The 19,066-nt window shown below is 30.9% G+C and carries 18 protein-coding genes and 2 tRNA genes; 10 read left to right on the forward strand and 10 right to left on the reverse strand.

Annotation, left to right across the window (positions count from 1 at the left end):
* Nucleotides 1-324: 324 nt before the first annotated feature.
* The 3 genes from NXS15_RS00005 to NXS15_RS00015 all read right to left on the reverse strand — a co-directional run bounded on the left by NXS15_RS00005 (nucleotide 325) and on the right by NXS15_RS00015 (nucleotide 5,196).
* The gene (locus NXS15_RS00005; protein ID WP_259289828.1) at nucleotides 325-2,085 is read right to left on the reverse strand and encodes a S41 family peptidase; all 1,761 of its coding nucleotides are present in this window, start codon (nucleotides 2,083-2,085) and stop codon (nucleotides 325-327) included.
* Between the two features lie 47 nt (nucleotides 2,086-2,132).
* Complete coding sequence (locus tag NXS15_RS00010; RefSeq protein ID WP_259289829.1) at nucleotides 2,133-4,142, reverse strand: S41 family peptidase; 2,010 nt, start codon at nucleotides 4,140-4,142, stop codon at nucleotides 2,133-2,135.
* Between the two features lie 64 nt (nucleotides 4,143-4,206).
* Complete coding sequence (locus NXS15_RS00015) at nucleotides 4,207-5,196, reverse strand: ECF transporter S component (RefSeq protein ID WP_259289830.1); 990 nt, start codon at nucleotides 5,194-5,196, stop codon at nucleotides 4,207-4,209.
* A gap of 117 nt (nucleotides 5,197-5,313) precedes the next feature.
* Here NXS15_RS00015 and NXS15_RS00020 point away from each other — a divergent pair, with 117 nt between their 5' ends.
* Nucleotides 5,314-6,684, forward strand: coding sequence for a leucyl aminopeptidase family protein (locus tag NXS15_RS00020; protein WP_259289831.1), 1,371 nt, complete (start codon nucleotides 5,314-5,316; stop codon nucleotides 6,682-6,684).
* A 185-nt stretch (nucleotides 6,685-6,869) separates the two neighbouring features.
* Nucleotides 6,870-7,445 carry a thymidine kinase gene (locus tag NXS15_RS00025; RefSeq protein ID WP_259289832.1) on the forward strand — a complete coding sequence of 192 codons (576 nt, stop codon included), beginning with the start codon at nucleotides 6,870-6,872 and terminating at the stop codon, nucleotides 7,443-7,445.
* Nucleotides 7,446-7,535: 90 nt separating this feature from the next.
* On the opposite strand, the gene NXS15_RS00030 is transcribed toward NXS15_RS00025, so the two are convergent.
* The 4 genes from NXS15_RS00030 to rplM all read right to left on the reverse strand — a co-directional run bounded on the left by NXS15_RS00030 (nucleotide 7,536) and on the right by rplM (nucleotide 8,800).
* Nucleotides 7,536-7,733 carry a TM2 domain-containing protein gene (locus NXS15_RS00030; RefSeq protein ID WP_259289833.1) on the reverse strand — a complete coding sequence of 66 codons (198 nt, stop codon included), beginning with the start codon at nucleotides 7,731-7,733 and terminating at the stop codon, nucleotides 7,536-7,538.
* Nucleotides 7,734-7,826: 93 nt separating this feature from the next.
* Nucleotides 7,827-7,903: transfer RNA gene (locus NXS15_RS00035), tRNA-Ile, on the reverse strand.
* Between the two features lie 59 nt (nucleotides 7,904-7,962).
* Nucleotides 7,963-8,364, reverse strand: a complete 402-nt coding sequence (gene rpsI / locus NXS15_RS00040; protein ID WP_259289834.1) for a 30S ribosomal protein S9 — start codon at nucleotides 8,362-8,364, stop codon at nucleotides 7,963-7,965.
* Nucleotide 8,365: 1 nt separating this feature from the next.
* On the reverse strand, nucleotides 8,366-8,800 hold the full coding sequence (gene rplM, locus NXS15_RS00045) for a 50S ribosomal protein L13 (protein ID WP_259289835.1): 435 nt from the start codon (nucleotides 8,798-8,800) through the stop codon (nucleotides 8,366-8,368).
* Between the two features lie 195 nt (nucleotides 8,801-8,995).
* Here rplM and NXS15_RS00050 point away from each other — a divergent pair, with 195 nt between their 5' ends.
* Genes NXS15_RS00050 through NXS15_RS00070 form a run of 5 tightly spaced genes read left to right on the forward strand, consistent with a single transcriptional unit; the run spans nucleotide 8,996 to nucleotide 13,632 of the window.
* Nucleotides 8,996-10,153 carry an aminotransferase class V-fold PLP-dependent enzyme gene (locus tag NXS15_RS00050; RefSeq protein ID WP_259289836.1) on the forward strand — a complete coding sequence of 386 codons (1,158 nt, stop codon included), beginning with the start codon at nucleotides 8,996-8,998 and terminating at the stop codon, nucleotides 10,151-10,153.
* 25 nt (nucleotides 10,154-10,178) lie between these two features.
* Nucleotides 10,179-10,562, forward strand: a complete 384-nt coding sequence (locus NXS15_RS00055; RefSeq protein ID WP_259289837.1) for an iron-sulfur cluster assembly scaffold protein — start codon at nucleotides 10,179-10,181, stop codon at nucleotides 10,560-10,562.
* Nucleotides 10,555-11,787 carry a DNA polymerase IV gene (locus NXS15_RS00060; protein WP_259289838.1) on the forward strand — a complete coding sequence of 411 codons (1,233 nt, stop codon included), beginning with the start codon at nucleotides 10,555-10,557 and terminating at the stop codon, nucleotides 11,785-11,787. Before NXS15_RS00055 ends, NXS15_RS00060 begins: the two co-directional genes overlap by 8 nt.
* A 1-nt stretch (nucleotide 11,788) precedes the next feature.
* Entirely contained in the window at nucleotides 11,789-12,886 is a 1,098-nt protein-coding gene (locus NXS15_RS00065) for a nicotinate-nucleotide adenylyltransferase (protein WP_259289839.1), read from the forward strand.
* A gap of 8 nt (nucleotides 12,887-12,894) precedes the next feature.
* Entirely contained in the window at nucleotides 12,895-13,632 is a 738-nt protein-coding gene (locus NXS15_RS00070) for a pseudouridine synthase (protein WP_259289840.1), read from the forward strand.
* A gap of 3 nt (nucleotides 13,633-13,635) precedes the next feature.
* Here the strand turns inward: NXS15_RS00070 and NXS15_RS00075 are convergent, their stop codons facing one another.
* From NXS15_RS00075 to NXS15_RS00085, 3 genes are all read right to left on the reverse strand, one after another.
* Nucleotides 13,636-14,559 (reverse strand): bifunctional oligoribonuclease/PAP phosphatase NrnA, encoded by a 924-nt coding sequence (locus NXS15_RS00075; protein ID WP_259289841.1) that lies wholly within the window; start codon nucleotides 14,557-14,559, stop codon nucleotides 13,636-13,638.
* A gap of 58 nt (nucleotides 14,560-14,617) precedes the next feature.
* Entirely contained in the window at nucleotides 14,618-16,450 is a 1,833-nt protein-coding gene (locus NXS15_RS00080; RefSeq protein ID WP_259289842.1) for a ribonuclease J, read from the reverse strand.
* A gap of 106 nt (nucleotides 16,451-16,556) precedes the next feature.
* Nucleotides 16,557-16,646 (reverse strand) — tRNA-Ser (locus tag NXS15_RS00085).
* A gap of 123 nt (nucleotides 16,647-16,769) precedes the next feature.
* Between NXS15_RS00085 and lgt the strand changes: the two genes are divergently transcribed.
* From lgt to rpmB, 3 genes are all read left to right on the forward strand, one after another.
* Nucleotides 16,770-17,741, forward strand: coding sequence for a prolipoprotein diacylglyceryl transferase (lgt, locus tag NXS15_RS00090; RefSeq protein WP_259289843.1), 972 nt, complete (start codon nucleotides 16,770-16,772; stop codon nucleotides 17,739-17,741).
* A gap of 1 nt (nucleotide 17,742) precedes the next feature.
* Entirely contained in the window at nucleotides 17,743-18,666 is a 924-nt protein-coding gene (locus tag NXS15_RS00095; RefSeq protein WP_259289844.1) for an NAD(P)/FAD-dependent oxidoreductase, read from the forward strand.
* A 95-nt stretch (nucleotides 18,667-18,761) separates the two neighbouring features.
* Nucleotides 18,762-18,956, forward strand: coding sequence for a 50S ribosomal protein L28 (gene rpmB, locus NXS15_RS00100; protein WP_259289845.1), 195 nt, complete (start codon nucleotides 18,762-18,764; stop codon nucleotides 18,954-18,956).
* The last annotated feature ends 110 nt before the right edge of the window (nucleotides 18,957-19,066 follow it).

A 19,066-nucleotide genomic window follows, 5' to 3' on the forward strand; every position in this document is an offset into this window, starting at 1 on the left:
AGAAATTCAAACACAAGAGAAAAAGAATTGCTTGAAAAAAACTTGTTGGTTTCCGAGGAAATTCTTAAATTATTATCTAAAACTTATCAGGAATTAATTAATAAAATTTAAAATGTGCTTTAAAAAAGCACAATACTAGACAATAAAATTCTACATTTAAATCACAAATGTATAAAACAAAAAAAGCCCGTTTTTATTTTTTAAAAAAGGCTTTTTTTGTTTCTTAACTCACAAGATATTAAGAAACTATTTTTAATATATATCAATTAAAATTTTTAATCGCCTTTAGCAAATTAAAACTTAAATTGAAACTAACAAAATTATCTAATGGTTATCAATCGATTTTATAAAATCCCGAATCTTTTTCAAATTATAAAAATCATCATAACTGTATATATAATCAGGTTTCACACCGTGTTCACTGATTGGCAAATCACTTATAGAATTAACATTACTTTTTGGACCCGTTCAAGCATCTGGTCCAGAAATATCAACGTTTGTACCATCTGGCAAAATAGTCGGTAAAACAGCAAACATACCGCCACCACTTTTTTGACCAATAATTTTAGCCATTCCACTTTGTTTAACTATATGTGCAAATAAATTTGCAGCACTAAATGTATTAATTCCTGTTAAAAGATACCAATGATATTGATTGTAACCATCTTCTGAATTATATTTACCATCTGAATTAGTATCAATACCTATTTCAATATCCGAGTATGTTTTAGTCATACGATCTTGCACAAATAAGCTATATGGTTTCTTTGTTAAAAAACCAACAACTTTTTCTAAAGCAGCGGAACTACCACCGCCATTTTGTGAAATATCAATAACAATATTTTTAACTTTTCCTTCTGTATCAACTCTTTGAATTTTAGCTATTGCCGCTTTCATCAATTCGTACGAGTCGTATAAATATGAATCGCCACGTGCAATTTCTTCATTAGTTCCTGATAAAAACGAATCAATTCTTATTCTTGCAACATCATTCTCAATTACAACAATGTTTTTTGGTTCTTCTTGTTCTCTTAATTTTGTAAGCTTGTCAAGCACTTGCATATATTCTTGTCATTTTCGAGAAAGAGTTCTACCATCTTTTTGATTTAAATTTGTGTTACTTGGCGCTGCGTAGCCTTTTGTGATAATTCTTGAATGTAATTCATTTAAGTACTTATATCATAACTGTTGATAGGCACCTGTATATACTGAATATTTTTTATCAATTATTTTGTCGTATAAGCCTACAGAATGTGTAAATTCATCAAAACTTGTTGAATTATATTTTTTATATAATTCACTCGATAAGCCATAGAAATTATCAAATAATAATGCTAAAAAATTATAATTATTTAGGCGTTGTTGATCGTTGACTTCGAGTTTACTTTGATTGTAAAATTTTTCATATTCAACATTATCAGCATCATGCGAAATATCATAATCTATCCCCACTAGTGAAACACCATTGTACTGAAGATTATAATAATTTTGCGACATAAATAATAAATTGAATAAACTTAAAGGCATATAGATATTTTTGTTTTTAGCAAAAATCTTCATATTGTATTTTCCTAAATCAATATAAGGTAAAAGCTCATCTTTTGGGCGTAGAGATTTTGTTGAAAAGTTCAAAAAATGTATGTACTTATTATAATCATATGAAACAGAAGATTTTGCCAATTCAAAAGCTTCGCTTCCAGAATAAATAATCACGTCTTGACCTAAAGCAAATTCAATTACATCTCCATCATTTTTTTCAATTACCCCTTTATCATCAACAACATCAATTTGAGATATTTTTTCTAAGTCAAAATAACCATTTAATTTTTTGATTACTTCATTAACATTGATATAAGTATCTTTATTTTGTTTATTTTTGAAAATATTTATATTTTGGTTGGCAATGACATAATTGTTGCTAATGTTACTAAAGCTAGCATTAGCAACAAAATCTAATTCATCTGGAACATCTTCGGATACAAAAATATCTCTGTGAACCAGTCTTAAACACGCAACAGAGGCAATTGGTGCTAAAGATGTAGCGGCAATTAATGGCATAAATTTCAATGTTGATTTAAATTTCATAGTTAAATTGTAAAATAAAAAATCAATAATCGCAATAATAAAAGCGATTATTGATTATTTTTAATTAGCTTGTGCAAAATATCATGATCTGCAAAGTTTTCATAATTCACGAAGTAGTCGACATCAACTCCATCTTCAGTGTATGGTAAATCCTTGATAGATTTGATTGATTTGTTTGTACCACCGGTTCAACCATTGACGCTAGAAATATCAACATTTGTCCCGTCAGGTAAAACTGTCGGAAACACTGAAAACATTCCGCCACCACTTTTTTGACCAATTATTGTGGCTATTTTCATCTCTTTAGCAGCATGTGTTAAAAGATTTGCGGCACTAAATGTATTAATTCCAACCAAAATGTATCATTTGTAATTTGTGAAACCATCTCGTGAATCAACAACACCGTCCCCATTAGTATCCACTTTGTAACTAAGTTCTTTATATTCACCTGTTTGTCGATTTTGTATGAATAAATTCAATGTTTGATTGCTTAAAAAACCTAAAACTTTTTGTAGAGCATCAGTGCTACCACCGCCATTTAATGAAATGTCTAAAATAATGTTTTTTACTTTTCCGTGCGGATCGTCACTTTTAATACGATTTAGAGCTGCTCGCATTTTTAAATATGTATCAAATCTTCAAGCATCCGGCAATCGTTTTTGTTTTTCAGTAGCTGAGACAAACTCGTCTAGAACAATTCTAGCCGTATCCCCGTGCACGTGTGTTATTTTATTATTTAAATTGTATATACCATTGCGATCTCTAGTGATAGATTTTTCCCTATAAGATACCAATTCATCTTTTTTTACTGCATGTTTATTGCTTTTAGCCGACAATTCACGTCCGTCAAAATTAAAGTAGTCGGCAATTTGTCCATCATAAATGTCATAGTATGATTTAGAAATCAATCTTGAATGTAGATCGTCTAGGTATTTATATCATAATTTTTCATAGGCACCTTTGTAAACATTCACATTGGTGCTTAATAATTTTTGTTTTAAATTTGTTTTAATTGAAAATTCATCAAAATTATTGACATTGTTTTTTTGATAAAAACGTTTTGCCAGTCCGTAATAATGATCAAACAATAATCTTAAATAGTTGTAATTATTTATCCTGCTTTGCACAGTTGGTTCATGAGTATTGCTTGATGTATAGAAAGAGTATAAAGGTCCTGGATTTGAACGACTTGTATTATAACTTGCTCCAACAAATCTATCGTTATTGTAATACACGTTATAGTACGAACCACTTAGAAACATTAAATTAAATACTGAAACTGGTAGATATACATTTCCGTTATCAACAATGACATCAACGTTGTATTTTGACAAGTCAATTGTAGTGCTTGGCTTTGTTTTGTGTGTTTCAATACCTTCATATTTGATTGAATCATCGCCAAAAGAATTGCCATTAAACGGGGCAATCTCAAAAGCATTTTGTGAGTCAAAAGTCACTGTATCATATTCTTCATCAAAAATTAGTCTGTTAGTGTTGTTGATTTTAAATGTAATGTTTTTTGAATCTTGTGCTTCGATTTTAAAATAGTTAGTGTTATTGTTGGCTATTATTCTATTGACAAAATCATTAACATTAATATAGTCGTCGCCGGTTGAAATATGACTGTAAGTATCAAATAAAATCTTTGGATTAGATTGAGAATCTAAGTCTCTAAACTCTTTTTCACCATTATTTATTAATCTTGACCGAATTGTTTCGTCAGTATAAACATAGATAGGAGCAGGTGGTTGAGAATCTCATTTTGACCCGGGATTGTCAGTTTTTTTTGTTTTGCCATTTCTAGCGTTTGTGCTCTGATGTGAAGTCTCCTCAATATTGTCAGGGGCATTTTTCTCTCTTATATTATTATTGGCATTATCAATACGTTGTGGTTTATCATTTGACTCTTGATTTGTATTATTGGCGGGAACGTCATTATTTTTATCTCCGTTTGATTTTGGTGAAACAAATGCGTGAAAACATGATGCACCTAAAAACGGAATAGATCCGATTACACTAAGCGACACAACTAAATTAATTTTTTTTAATCTCTTCATTTCTCTATTTTATTGCTTTTCCACTAATAAAAAAATAATTTGATTAAGCTTACAAAAAAAGCATCTAGTAAGAGATGCTGTGATTTTTATATATCATTGGCGAAATTATTTTATAAGTAAAGAAAATAATAAACATATTTCCCCATATTTTAACAGGACTAATGATTATGTGTTGGAACATGTAGACAAAGATTGAAGATGAACTACCAGCACCAATTGATTCTTTTTCGGCTAGTGCTAAAATTGGAACATTAAATAATTCAATTAATGCTGAAAACACAACAATAGGAACAATTATGATATATAGCGAAGATTTAAGCTTAAATCTAGTAATAAAGATGAATAAAATCATCGCAAAATAACCTGATAACATCAACGCTAGTAAAACTCATCTATTAGGAATTATTCCGTTTTCAATTGTTTGATTATTTATTTTAAAGCCTATTAAGTAAATAACAACCATCGAAACAATTGACAATATCGATAAACACACAATCATGTTAACATTTAGCAATTTAGAGTTAACTTTTTTAGAATTATTGTTTTGTTTTAATTTAAAAAAAAGTTTAATGATTCGGTTTTCTAAAAGTTTTATTTTTTTCGCATTTTTATCCAGCTCTGTTTGTAATCTTTCTATTCTTTTAAACAAGGTTTTAATAGTTTCTTCGTGTAAACTTCTTTGGAATCGACCACCAAAAATAAATCTGATTAATCTCATAAATAGTAAACCAATTATTCCGGGGATAATACCGTCTAAAACGGCTGCCAATAAAAATAGCGGATTAAAATAAGTCGGCACAAACATAAATGATATTAAGTCGGAAGTGGCACCGACAAAGGCACCGACAAAAGGACCAAAAATAAATCCTGTAATTTTAATCGGCAAACCTATGATACTTATCTTATATGAAGGCAACGAAATCAATGGCATTAGCTGAAAGACAATTAAAAAAAACGCAACTGAAATTGCTATCAAAATACCGATGAATGTAATCTTGCGAATCGATCAACGAGAAAATGTTTTGAAATCTTTGTCACCGTCATAATTTTGCATGATTTTATTATACATTTATAATTGAATCATTATTTAAAAAATTAAAATAATAAAGGCAAAAATTATATGTGCAAAATTTATAGTGTTAAAATATTCATATACTAGTAAAGGAGAATTATGTTATTTGAAAAAATAAACCAAAATAGAAACAAAGATGTTTTATTAAAAGCAACTTTTAAAGAAGATAAAAAAATCGAACATTTAATTGAAAAAAACCAAGCAATAACTGAGTTTTTAAACGATAATGTCGCTTATGTTTATTTAGGCGAAAAAGATAAATTATCTTTCACAACGTTAGTTAAATTTTTCGGTAAATTATCAATCAACTTAGCACGTAGTTACCAATTTGACGTTGATTCATTCACAACCCCAAATTTAGACGCTGCTAAAGTTATGGAAGCATTCATTCGTGGTCAATATTTTGAAAAAGCAAAACTATTTAACTTAAAAACAGACAGAAACGACAATGAACTTGTTTTAGAAGCTTTCAAAAAAGATGTTGATAAAGAATTGGAAGCTAAAGTTGAAAAAGCTTTAATTTTAGCAAAAGCAACAAACTACGCACGTGATTTACAAGTTACACCTCCAAACGTGCTAAATTCAGAAGTTTTAGCTCAAAAAATCGCTGATGATTTCAAAGAATATGAAAACTTAAAAGTTAGCGTTTTAAACAAAAAACAAATCGAAGAATTAGGAATGGGCTTATTACTATCAGTTAACCGTGGTTCAATGTATGAAGCTCGTGTGGTTGTAATTGAATACAACGGAGATCCTGAATCAAAAGAAAAAACTGTATTAGTTGGTAAAGGAATCACATTTGATGCTGGTGGATACTCATTAAAACCATCACGTTCAATGTTAGGCATGAAATATGACATGTCAGGTTCTGTAATTGTTGCTTCAACTCTAAAAGCAATTGCTCAACTAAAACCTAAGAAAAATTTTGCTGCCGTTATGGCTATCACTGACAACCGTGTTAATGGTGATGCGTCATTACCTGATTCAGTTTGAAAATCAATGAATGGTAAAAGCGTCGAAATTAACAACACTGATGCTGAAGGTCGTTTAGTATTAGCTGACGGAATTACATACGCAGTTAGAAACTTAAAAGCGACTCGTATTATTGATGTTGCGACTTTAACCGGTGCAATCGTTGTTGCTCTAGGACACACCTATTCAGGTGTTTGAGCAACTAGCGATAAAGCATGAGAAGATCTTTCACAAGCTGCCAAAAATGCAAACGAACTTGTTTGAAGAATGCCATTTGATGAAGCATTTAGCCAAAACATTAAAAAATCTGTTGTTGCCGACTTAAAAAACACTGATTTATCAGGTAATGCTGGTTCATGTTCAGCGGCTATGTTCTTAAAAGAATTTACCGAAGATGTAGAATACATTCACATCGATATTGCCGGTACCGCAGACATTAACGAAGTTCCACAAGGACCAATGGTTAAAACATTAACCGAATTAGCTTTAATTAAATAATTGAAAACTCGCAAATGCGAGTTTTTTACATATTTTTAATAAATTTTTTTGAGCCTTGCTTATGCATATTTTACTTTTAGGCCTTAATTTTTGACTTTTTGTTTTGATTTAGAGTACTTTTTAATTTCACAAAGAAAATTAAGTTAAATAGGAAAATACGGTCAGTTTTTTTTATAATAATAGACATGAATAGAGGAAATATAAAAGGGTGATTAGAAGTAATCACAGGTCCGATGTTTTCGGGCAAAACAGAAGAATTATTAAAACGTGTCAATACTTTAAAATGAGCAGACGTAAAGACGTTGGTAATTAAACCATCTTTTGACAATCGTTTTAGTGAAAGTGAACTTGTTTCACGTACAGGAGCAAGACTTAATTCTCAAAATGTTACAAGTTCAAAAGAAATACTAAAGTTATGAAATAAAGAATACAGAGCAGTTGCTATAGATGAAATGAACTTTTTCGATGAAGATTTACCTATGGTTATTGAAGAATTATTATGCAATGATGTTAATGTATTAGTATCGGGGTTAGATTTAGATTTCTTAAGAAAACCATTCGGCATCACTCCACATATTATTGCCATTGCCGACGAGGTATCAAAATTAAAAGCTGTTTGCGTTAAATGTAAAGCTCCTGCGGGATTTTCATTTCGTAAAATAAAATCGCAAGACTTAAATGTCTTAGGTGATTCGGAATACGAAGCACGTTGCAGACTTTGTCACATCGAAGGTGAAAAAGAAAAACTATCAAATTTATAGCTTAGATTATTTAAATTTCTATAATTTAATCAGTAATTTATATAAATTAAAATCAAGAAAATAGATCCCTATTTTCTTGATTTTCTTTAATTAAATATTTCTACCTGTTCCGTCTTTTTGTAAGCCTAGAATGGCTAAAATAATATCAACAATGTACATAATACCAAAAAGTCCACCAGTTAATAATTTTAACAACCCTAATCAGAAGCGTCCGGCGTAAAATCTATCTGCTCCTAGGTACCCAAAAAATATTGCTAATAAAATAAGTAAAAGTCTGCTTTTTTTCATTTTTCCCTCTCTATTTTTTTTACACATAAATTATAGACTTTTGAAAAAAAAAAAAAAAAATAGCTTTCGCTATTTCGGATCAACTTAATGATATGGTGCGAACGAATGGACTCGAACCATCGACCTCACGATTATCAGTCGTGTGCTCTAACCAGCTGAGCTACGCTCGCTTATGTGCTGCGGGATTATTATACCACAGCATAAAACATAATGAAATAAAAAATTAAAATTAACGTTTTGAGAATTGACGTGAACGACGTGCTTTACGTAAACCTGGTTTTTTACGTTCTTTAACACGTGCATCACGAGTTAACATTCCTTCTGGTTTTAATTTTGCTCTGTAAGAATCGCTAGCAAGCAATAATGCACGAGCAATACCTAAACGGATAGCACCAGCTTGACCGCTTAAACCTCCACCACGAACATTAACAGAAATGTCAAATTTTCCTTCAGTTTCAGTTAAAACTAATGGTTGTGAAGCGTCTTGTAAAAATAAATCAGAAGCTAAATATGCTCTTGCATCACGACCGTTAATTGTGAATTTACCTTCACCAGGTCTTAAAATAACACGTGCTGTTGAACTTTTACGACGTCCTAATCCACGGTATTCAATAACTGTTTTTTGTGCCATATTATCTTACCTCTAAACTTTCTGGTTTTTGTGCTTGGTGATTGTGTTCTGGTCCTGCAACAACAAATAGGTTTTTAATTTGTTTGTTTCCTAATTTTGTGTGTGGTAACATACCTGCAACTGCTTTTTGTACTAATGCAGTTGGTTTTTTAATTCTTAATTTAGCAGCATTAATACTTCTTAGACCACCTGGGTAACCTGTGTGGTGGTAGTACATTTTATCTTCTTCTTTGCTTGCTGTTAAAACAACTTTTTCAGCATTAACTACTATTACATAGTCTCCCATGTCAGCGTTAGGAGTAAAAGTTGGTTTGTTTTTTCCTCTTAATACAGAGGCAACAGTTGCTGCTAAACGACCTAAAACTTGACCTTCAGCATCAACAACGTATCATTTTTTGTTTGCGTTTTGTTTGTTAACAATTGTTGTTTGTCTCATTGTTTCTCCTCAAATTTTGGTAATAACCATTTTATTCGTTAACGGGATAATTTTTTACTGGATATTTCTCTCGTCGAACCGAGTATAACAAATACCACGACACAAGTGGTACTGATATAAATAAAAATATACAACAAATTTTTGAAAGTGAAAGCAATTTTATAAAAAAAATTAAATCTGCAATAAAATAATAATATGAAAAATTTAAAATCTTATTTTAGAATGGCTAAAAATATAACATATCTTGATAGTGCAGCCCTAGGTCTTAAGCCTAATGCCGCAATTAAGGCTAACAATGATTTTTATAATAAATACTCAGTGAGTGTAAGAACTAGTAATGCTCCACTAGGTATAAAAAACATCAAAATAATTAGCGATTTACGTGAAAAAATCGCAAAACTGTTAGATACAAATATAGAAAAAACATCTATTATTTTCACATCCGGAGCGACACAATCACTAAACAATTTTACCTTAATGTTCGCAGACAAAATCAAAGGCAATGATGAAATATTAATATCTGCTTATAATCACTCATCAAATTTTATTCCGTGAATAGAATTGGCAAAAAAAGTTGGTGCTAAAGTAGTTGTTAAAGAAAATTTAGAAGATTACATAAACGAAAAAACAAAAGTGGTTGCTCTTTCGCAAATCACAAACAATTTCAGCGTTAGATACAATTTAGAAAAAATTTATCAAAAAGCCAAAGAAGTGGGGGCAATTTTAGTTAATGATGCAGCACAAGCAATTGTTTATGAAAAAGTTTCAATGAATAATTGCGATGTTGTCGCCTTCAGTGCTAATAAATTTTATGGACCTACAGGTTTAGGAGTTTTAGCAGTTAATAACGAAGTGCTTTCTAAACTAAATCCAGTAAATTTTGGTGGCGGATCAGTATTGAACATCGATAAAGAAAACAACTGAATAAAAATTCCAAGTATCGATTTATTTGAACCAGGTACAGCAAATTTTGCTGGAATATATATGTTCAATGCCGCAATTGATTTTTTTAATACACACATTGGGTACGAAAATACAGGCAAAATCTTGAATGATATTTCGAATTATGCACATAAAGAGCTGAAAAAAATCAATAATATTCAGGTTTATTCACAGCCAGGCGATCATATTATTTTATTCAATATTGATGGTGTTGATTCACACGATATTGCTCATTATTTAGGTCAAAATAATATTTATGTACGCTCAGGTTTATTTTGTGCACACTATGTAAGAAATGTCAAAGAGTCAAATTCTTATGTTCGTGTTTCTTTAGGAGTGTATAATACAAAATCAGATGTTAGAAAATTAGTTGACGCTTTGAAAAAAGGAGGTGATTTCATTGTCATATAATCAAGCCCAAAAAAGAGAAATAATAATGTCTCATTACACAAATCCACAATATAAAAAAGTAATTGAAGGAGATAAAAATATCAAGCACGGACAAGCGTGTGCCGACTATCTAGAATTCAAATATTCAATTAAAGACGGCAAACTTGTTGACTTGCATTTTGATGGTAGAGGTTGTGCCTTCATGATGGCTTCTACTGACTTATTAATTAGTTATTTAAACAATAAAACTGTTGAAGAGGTACTGAATTTTATTGATAAATATGAAGATTTTATTAGAAATGGCGGTGACGAAGAAACAGAAAAAATTTTAGGTGAATTAGCTATTTTCCAAAATGTTAATGAACATCCAAATAGAATTTTTTGTGCCACGATGTTATCAACTGCCATCAAAGAGAAATTAAATGGCTAATATTATTTTTCATATTGATTTTGATTCATATTTTGCCAGTGCACATCGAGTGCTCAATCCACAATACGAAAATAAACCAATCGCAATTGGAGATAATAAAAAAAGATCTATTGCTTGTTCCGTTAGTTATGAATTAAAAAATAAAGGTGTAAAAGCCGGCTGACCTAATTACAAAATTTTAGAGATCGAACCGCGCACAATTTTTATTAAACCAGACTTTAATTTGTACGTTAAATTATCAACAAAAATTTTTGATTTTTTAGTTGAAAAATACACAAAGAAAATTGAAGTTTATTCGATCGATGAGTGCTGAATGGATGTTAGTGATATTGTTGACGAAAACAACGCAGTGCAATTAGCTTTACAGATTCAAAAACAAATAAAGCAAAAATTTAGAATACCTGTGTCAATTGGTATTTCTTACAATAAATTTATTGCTAAATTGTCTACTAATCTTGCGAAACCATATGGTGTGAGACAGACAAAAATCACTGATCTTAAAGATTGCATATGGCCTTTAAAAATTGAAGAATATTTTGGAATTGGCAAGTCAACTTCTGTTAAATTGAAAAATATCGGAATTGACACGATTGGTAAATTAGCGGCAAGAGACAAATACGATACTGATTTGCATGAAATATTCAAATCTCAAACATCTGTTTTTATTAATGAAGCAAGAGGAAACGGAAAGTCGGGTTTAAATTACGATCATAACGATCTAAAATCCATCGGAAATGAATTAACTTTTCTCTCGGTTGACTTAGACGATAGAACAGAATTGTTAAAAATACTTTATCAACTATCCTTAAAGGTTTCAAATAGAGCAATCAATCGTAATATGTTAGGTTATTCAGTTACTGTTTCTTTAAGAAGTGTTGAAAAAACATGAAAACGAAAACAATTAACGCTTAATCAACCAATAAATAACGCTGAAGAAATATACAAAAATGGTGTTATTTTATTCAATCAACTTTTCAAAGAAGAAATGATAAGGGGAATAGGAATAAAAATTTCACAACTGGTTAATGAATTCGATATAGCCAAACAGCAAACTATTTTTGATGATGAAAAAGTTGAAAACAATAATCAATTGAAAATCTTGGTTGATAACTTAAACAAAAAAATTAAAAGAAAAGTTTTAAAGACTGGTTTTGAATTTGAAAAAGATAAAATCAAAGAAAACATACAAAATCGTTATTTAAAAAGCGATAGAGAGGAAAAATAATATGAAAATAGGTTTATATGGCGGTAGTTTTAACCCAATTCACAACGGACATATGAAGATTGCAAAATTTGCTTATCAAGAGTTGAATTTAGACAAATTAATTTTTATTCCCGCCTCAACTAATCCATTCAAGAAAAAACAAAAAAATGCACCGGATAATGACCGTGTAAAAATGATTGAGTTGGCTATTGAAGATGCTAACGAAAATTTTGAAGTTAGTTTATTTGAAATCAAAAAAGGTGGTTTAAGTTATACTTACGAAACAATAAGATATTTTGCCAATAAATACCCACAAGATCAACTATATTTTATTATTGGCTCTGACTCATTACCAGCCTTACATAAATGAGAATTTATTGAAGAAATTACTCAAACAGCTCAATTTGTTGTGTTTAAAAGAGATAAAAATATTGATAAAAATAATATTAAAAAATTCAACATTTTGCAATTGAATAATCCAATTTACGAAGAATCATCAACAAAAATACGCCGTGGCGTTTTAGATTACACAGACGAAAAAGTTAACTCGTATATCGGTGAAAACAAATTATATGCCAGTGAAATAGTGCACTCAACCTTGAGTGCTAAAAGAGCAAAACATTCATTGGCTGCTGCTGAATTTTGTGCAAAATTAGCTAAAGCAAACGGCATAGGCTATAACAAAGGTTATTATGCTGGACTATTCCACGATATTTGCAAAGAAATAGACGAAAATAGTTCGCGCGAATTTATTGCTTCATTTGGTTATGATGGGTTCGACAAAGAAAAATTCCCATGGCATAAATTACACCAAGTTGCTGGTGCTCTATGGGTAGAACATGTTTACAAAATAAACGACAAAGATATCGTTAATGCTATTGCATGTCATACAACGTTAAAATTAGGCGAATTAACCAAGATGGATAAAATTCTCTTTATTGCTGATAAAATTTGCGATGGCCGTGCTTTTACCGGTGTTCAAAAATTACGCAAATTAGCTTTAGAAAATCTTGAAGAAGGTTTTAAAGAAGTTGTGCGTGTAAACTATCAATACAATATTGATAAAGGTGTTAAATTTACTGATGAAGCATTGAAAATATACGAAAAATATTTGAATTAGGAAAGATTATGGACAAAGAAAAGTTACAAAAAGTTATAGCACATACAGGTTTAATTAGCCGTCGTGAAGCGGAAAAATTAATCGCACAAGGTAAAGTCTCAGTCAATGGTGTTATCGCCAAAATAGGCGATAGAGTTTTAACGACCGACGAGATAAAAATCAACAATAAACAATTAGCAATCGTGAACGATAAAATTGTTTATTATGTTTTAAATAAACCTAAAAAAACAGTTTCAAGTGCTAAAGATCAATTCAATAGACAAAGTGTAGTCGATTTAGTTCCCGACACTTATCGTGTTGTGCCGGTAGGTAGATTAGATTACAACACCACAGGAACAATCATATTAACAAATGATTTCGAAATGGTCAATAAACTTACTCATCCTAAATACGAAATTCCAAGAACTTATCGTGCAAGAATCAATGAACCTTTAACATATAAAGAATTTATGACCCTAAACGAAGGTGTGATGATTAATGGCAAAATTTCAAGCCAAATTGTTGATCAAGTCGAAAACAAAAGTTATATGGTAACTTTACACGTCGGCTCATATCATCACGTTAAAAAATTGTTTGAAGCCGTTAACAAAAAAGTTATTAATTTAAAAAGAGTTTCATACGCTAATATAAATGTTGATAAAATGCCTGAAGGAACTTATCGTAACTTAACAAACAAAGAAATCAAGGATTTAAAAAATCTAATTAGATTGCAAGAAGAAAAAATAACAAAAAATAGCGAAAATTAATCGCTATTTTTTGTTAATTGTGGCAATTATTTCTGTAACTTTATCTAACGAATCAATATTGAAGCCTGAAGAATGGTAATGACCTCCACCGCCATATAAATTCGCTATTTTTGAGACATCAAAATACGAGTTAGAACGAATTGAACAGCGATAATTATTGTATTTATCTTTTAAAATTACTAACGAGACTTCTGTATTAGAAATATCTAAAAATGAATTTACTAATGGCCGCACAATATCATTTGAGATAACATCTTGCGAAATTACATAAGAAACTAGACCATCAATCTTCATAGTTTTTAACGTGTTAAATATAGCTTGTTTTTCGTCTGTATTTAACCTGATTTTTTGCAATACTTCCTTATAATCCAAGCCGTTTTTCAGTAAAAAACTCATCGTGTCAAATGTAGTATTAGTGATGTTTCTCTGAGTAAAATTGTTGGTATCAGTAATTATTGCGACCGCTAATCCTTGCATTGCTTTTTGGTTAATTTTTAAACCTAACGCCATAACCATTTGTGTCAATAATTGGCCTGTTGCCGGTCAATAGTCACCGCCAATTCCGAACATAAATTCTTCTTCGACTGGGTGGTGGTCAAATTTTAGTGATTGCGAAGGTATAACTCTTTGATCAAAAACACGTTTTTTGTTTGAAGTATCCACAACAATTTTCAATGATTTATCAAAAAAAGATTGATCAACTAGATCTAATTTGTCATCAAATAAAAATTCAAGATTACGAGGGCAATCACCGCCAGATATTCTAACTTCTTCAGTATTTGGCGAATTAATATCAATAATTTCTTTTAATGCCACAGAGGCACCGATGGTGTCGCCATCGGGGTTTTTGTGTGTTAATAAGGTGATGAATTTAGCTTTAGATATATATTCTCAAAATTTTTTAAATTGTTCAGTTAAATTATTCATGAGCTAATTATACAAACCTAATTAATTTTTTTCGTCAATAAAAAATAGAGCCCTTGCTCTATTCGATATCTTCTTCATCATCGTGGATGTCATCGTCTAATTCTGATTTATCACCAAACATTTCTGAACGAATATTTTTCAAAATTGATTTTGTTTTATCGTTAGATTTAGATTTTTTCTCAAATGAAATTTCAGAATTTTTCAATACTTCATCATCTGCATCGTCAGTGTATAAGATAGTTGGAATAATTATTGGTTTTCTTCTTTTTTCTTTATAAAATAAATTCTCAAGACGATCAACAATCAACTGTTTTAACTCAACAATATTGAACTCTTCAGTATTTTTTATGTAATATAGAGCGGCACCGTGTGCAACACGCTTAGCTTCTGTAACTAAAGGTAGTGATGTTTTAACGTAAAATGCCCCACGTGAAATCAATGAAGGTCGACCAATAATATTTTTATTTTTACGATCAATAACTAAACAAATATTGACAAAACCACTTTCGGCAAGTTGTTGTCTTTCTTTAATAACATTCGCATTTAAGTTTAAAACATTATGTCCATCAATATAAATTGGACCATAATCTATTTTTTCATCCGTTTCACTCACAACACCTTTAATAATGTTGTACACACGACCTTTTTCAGGAATAAAAACATTATCTGGATTTACACCATTACGCACTGCACTTTGACCGTGAACTATACTCATACGATATTCACCGTGGTAAGGAATAAAGTATTTCGGTTTTGTTAATTGGAATATTTTATCATGTTCGTGTTTGTAAGCGTGTCCTGATGTATGTAAGTAGCCATCAACACCGTTTTCTTTTATGTCGGCACCTAATTTTGCTAAACGATTGACAAGAAGCTCAATAACCATGTGATTGCCAGGAATTGGGCTTGATGAGAAAATAATTAAATCACCTTTTTCAATTTTAACGCTTTGATGTTTACCATGTGACATTCTGGCTAAAGCAGCCAATTGCTCACCTTGACTACCAGTAGTCAAAATAACTAAATCTTTGTCTGGAACGTTTGAAACTTGTTTTTTATCAACTAAAACATTGTTGTCAACATTAATATAGCCTAGTTTACGACCTATTTTAACCCCGTTAACCATTGATCTACCAAATGTGGCGACTTTTTTACCTAATTTTGCAACAAGTTCAATAATAGCTTTAACACGAGTTAAGTTCGACGCAAAAGCAGTAATAATTATTTTACGGGTTGCTTGACGCATGTATTTTTCAATGTCTTTTAAAATATCGTTTTCTGATGGCGAATGGAATGGACGCATAGCGTTTGTTGAATCTGATAGTAAAACAGTTAAGCCTTCTTTACCAATTTGATCTAAACGAGCAAAATCAGTATAACTTTCTCCGATTGGATTGTAATCAAATCTAAAGTCACCAGTACACATTATTGACCCGTTTGGTGTATTGATTCTAATTCCAAAAGCATCGGGAATTGAGTGTTGTGCTGATCAAAAATCAACTGAACATTTGCCAAATCTGTGGACTGCTGATTTTTCAATTTCAACAAATTCTATATCACCTGGAACTTTGTGTTCTTCAAATTTAAGTTTTAGGTACTGAATTGCAATTCTTGGAGCAAATATTTTTTTCAATGGAACTTGTTTAACTAAATAAACTACACCCCCGATGTGATCTTCGTGTCCGTGAGTGATAAATAGGCCTTTGATTTTGTGTTTATTTTTGGCTAAATACGAATAATCAGGAATAATACCTTTGATACCTGTTTGGGCTGTATCTGCAAATTTTATACCCGCATCAACAATAAAAATATTGTCATCGTATTCAACAAATAGCGATGATTTACCAATTTCTTGGACGCCACCAATGGCTACTAGTCTTGTAGGTTTCATTCTCCCCCTGTCTATAAATATTATTAATAATAAGAAAATTTATAATTATAGTAATAACTAATGTTATACCACAAAAATCAATAAAGCAAAAAGGCAAATAAAAAAATGGCCGGTAGTAAGGGATTTGAACCCTTGAGCGATTTGCATCGCTATTTGTTTTCGAGACAAACCTCTTCAGCCACTCGAGCAACTACCGATTAATTTATCAATAAATTGATAGATGTGATTCAATAAAAGAATTACCACTTAATTTAATATACATTATAATTAAAAAAGTTAAATAATTATAATAATTTAGAAAATAAATAAAGGAGGTTAAATGAATACTAATAATAAATACGATATAGTTGCCGGTATTCCTGCCAACTCTGGTTCAGTATTATTCACTATTGGATCATTCCCAATTCGTACATATTCAATCACAATGATGTTAGGTATGTTAGCCGCAATTTTGACAATTACTTTTTTCTGAAAAAGAGAAAAATATAAATGAGATATTCTATACACATTGATTGTTATTGTAATTCCCACCTCAATCATTGGTGCTCGTTTATGAGACTTAGTTGAAGTAGGTCTTTATGATCCTAGTTTCAAGTGAGCAGACTGGTACAAAATTTGAGAAGGGGGATTAAGTATTCAAGGGGGTGTTGTATTGAGTGCCGCCTGCGGAATGCTTTATGTCTACCACCGTCGTCATGAGGTTGATTTTAGAAAGGTTATTGACTTTATTATCCCAACAATATTGATTGGTCAAGTGATCGGACGTTGAGGAAACTATGCAAACCACGAATTATATGGAAAAGTTGACTGAGACGGGTCTTCTGTGTTGATTTTTGGTAAAACCTTCGCACAAAACATGTTTATTTCCGATGCATACAGCGCTTCGTTAAACCAACCAGGACTATTCAGATATCCACTATTCTTATATGAAGGTTTAGCAAACCTTGCGGGATATTTAGTATTAGTATGAATAATCAATTTATTCGGTTTGGCAAAACCAGGTTCAACATCAGGGTTATATTTCGTATGATACGGTTTAGTAAGATTGGCTCTTGAACCATTGCGTGAAAACGCATACCAAATTTATACAGTAGCTTCATTAGTCTTTATCGCAATCGGAACAATAATGTTTATCTACTTTATGTTCTTCAATTCGGTGCACTACGCAAAAATTAAAGACAAATATAGATTTAAATACGTTTATGCGCATCCACAAAGCTACTTAGAACATGTAAACAAAACAAGATTGTTTGATAGAAAAAAACCATTATATACAATATTAAGGGGGTAAAATGGATTACGATGTAATTATCATTGGTACAGGTCCAGCTGGTTCAAATGCTGCACTATACGCAGCTAGAGGCGGCCTTAAAACACTGATTATCGAAAAAGAAAACACTGGTGGCAAAATTGTCACAAGTGCCACAGTAGAAAATTGATTAGGTATTCCAACAATTTCGGGCTATGATTTGGGTGAAAAAATGGTAAACCACGCCAAAGAAAACGGGGCCAAATTAATGATAGGTGAAGTTGTTAAAATAAACTCGTTATCTGACTTCGAAAAAGAAGTTGTCTTGAAAAATGGCAATGTAATTACTGCAAAATCAATAATTATTGCAACAGGTTTGAAACACCGTGAACCAACATTTATCAAAAACTATGACAAATTCAGAAATAATGGCGTTCACTTTTGTACAACTTGCGATGCACCGTTATATCGCAATAAAAATGTTGTTATTTTAGGGGGCGGAAATTCCGCTGTTGAAGAAGCTATTTTCGCCGCAAGATTCGTTAATCATGTGGATATGATTGTTTTGAACGAAATTACTGCTGATAAGGTATTAGTTGATGCATTGCAACAAACCAAAAATATTACAGTTTATACTAAATCGCAAATACTAGAATTGAATGGCGATGAAAACGGAATTAATGAAATTGTGGTTCAAAACAATGAAACAAATGAAATCAAAAAATTTGATTCATTGGCCCTATTCTCATTGATTGGATTTGTCCCAGATGACTCAATTCACAAACACCTTAATTTGACTGATGAAAAAGGTTTTATAAAAGTCAATGAAGACATGGAAACCGCAGTAAAAAATATTTATGCTGCCGGTGATATCATTGTTAAAAAAGTTAGACAACTAATTACAGCAGCAGCTGATGGTTGCATTGCTGCTAAAACATTAATCGACAAATTAAATTTAAATAAATAGAGCAAAATTGGTAAAATTTATTTTTAAAAAATCATTTTTAGGTATAATACAAATACTTTTTATAAGATAATTAATTATTAAATGAAAGGAGCAAAATGGCTAGAGTAGATCAATTAACAGGAAAGCGTGCTCAAACAGGAAATAAACGTTCACACGCTATGAATGCATCTAAAAGAAAATTTAACTTAAATTTACAAAAAGTTAAAGTATACGTTGATGGCAAAAAAGTTACTTTAAGAGTTACAGCTAAAACTGCTAAAACACTTAGAAGAAACGCAGCTAGTGTTTAATTTCTTTCATTATGTATGTTTAAACTCAGCAATAATCATGTTGAGTTTTTTTATTTATATTTTTGTGTAACTATACCAACAAATATTGAAAAACACTCGCATAAACGAGT

Origin of the sequence: Mycoplasma sp. CSL7475-4, from assembly GCF_024834065.1 — a bacterium.
Taxonomy (GTDB): Bacteria; Bacillota_I; Bacilli_A; order Mycoplasmatales; family Metamycoplasmataceae; genus Mycoplasmopsis.